This is a genomic window from Aeromonas sp. QDB68 (genome assembly GCF_027707405.1).
Taxonomy (GTDB): Bacteria; Pseudomonadota; Gammaproteobacteria; order Enterobacterales; family Aeromonadaceae; genus Aeromonas; species Aeromonas caviae.
In genome coordinates, this window is sequence record NZ_JAPCIQ010000230.1 from 1 (window position 1) to 899 (window position 899).

Here is an 899-nt window from a genome sequence, read left to right on the forward strand (position 1 = left end):
GAAAATTTTAGTCATTTAATATCAATGGGTTACCAGTAAATGCTCTCGTGCCATATGACTTATTCGCACCTTCCTTAGGAGTTCGGGTGTGAAGGCATTAGAGAAAGAAAGGATATCGCCCTATATCAGCCAGTTATACGAGTGCGGTATTAATGATTCTGACATTAAGCTTGTCGTGGACCAATTTCGTGCCGACGTTTCCTGCAGTTCATCCCTGTTTTTATTGCGGGATGATGACAAGAGCGACGGAATAAAGCTTTTTTCCAGCGGTCTGACCGAGGCCCAGCAGCAGTTTTACCTGCAACATCATCGCCAGGATGTGTGGTTCAACCATTATCTGGATAAAGGGTGCAAGGGGATCGTCAGCGCCAACAGCATTTCAAGCTCGGTGGGCCTGCTGGCAAGTTTCGGCGCCCAATTCGCCGCCGGCGGCGTCTGCCAGGTCAAAGGGCGTGGGCTGAGCAGCCTGTGCAGTTACCGTGGTGCAGCGCAAGATGATTTCAGCAGTCGCGACCTCACCTCGCTCTCGGAAATCTATTCCGGACTGGCGGCCTGGAGCCACCATTATTGGAACTTGCTGGCCCTGGAAACCCAGAACTATCAGTTGCAACAGCTGGTGAAAAACCATAATAAGCCCAGCGCCATCATAGACGACAAGGGGCATATTCATTATTCCAATGTGGCCTTCAACCGTATCGCCGATGAAAATGTGGAATTGCGGGCCATCAATGGCATTTTCTCTTTGCAGAATAAGGAGCAGCAACGTCAGCTCAAGGAGATCCTCAATGGCTTTGCCTATTTGCTGCCCGGCGCCAGCGCCTATAAATAACTGATCCCAATAGTGCTACACCTTCGCTGTGCCATAGCCATTCCCCGGGAAAGGAGACACGGTATCCATG

Annotated in this window: 1 pseudogene; it reads left to right on the forward strand. The window is 50.5% G+C overall.

The window, feature by feature from the left end:
• Window positions 1-88 precede the first annotated feature (88 nt).
• Window positions 89-823 (forward strand): annotated as a pseudogene (locus tag PG892_RS22385) (LuxR family transcriptional regulator); the annotation flags it as partial.
• Between the last annotated feature and the right edge of the window lie 76 nt (window positions 824-899).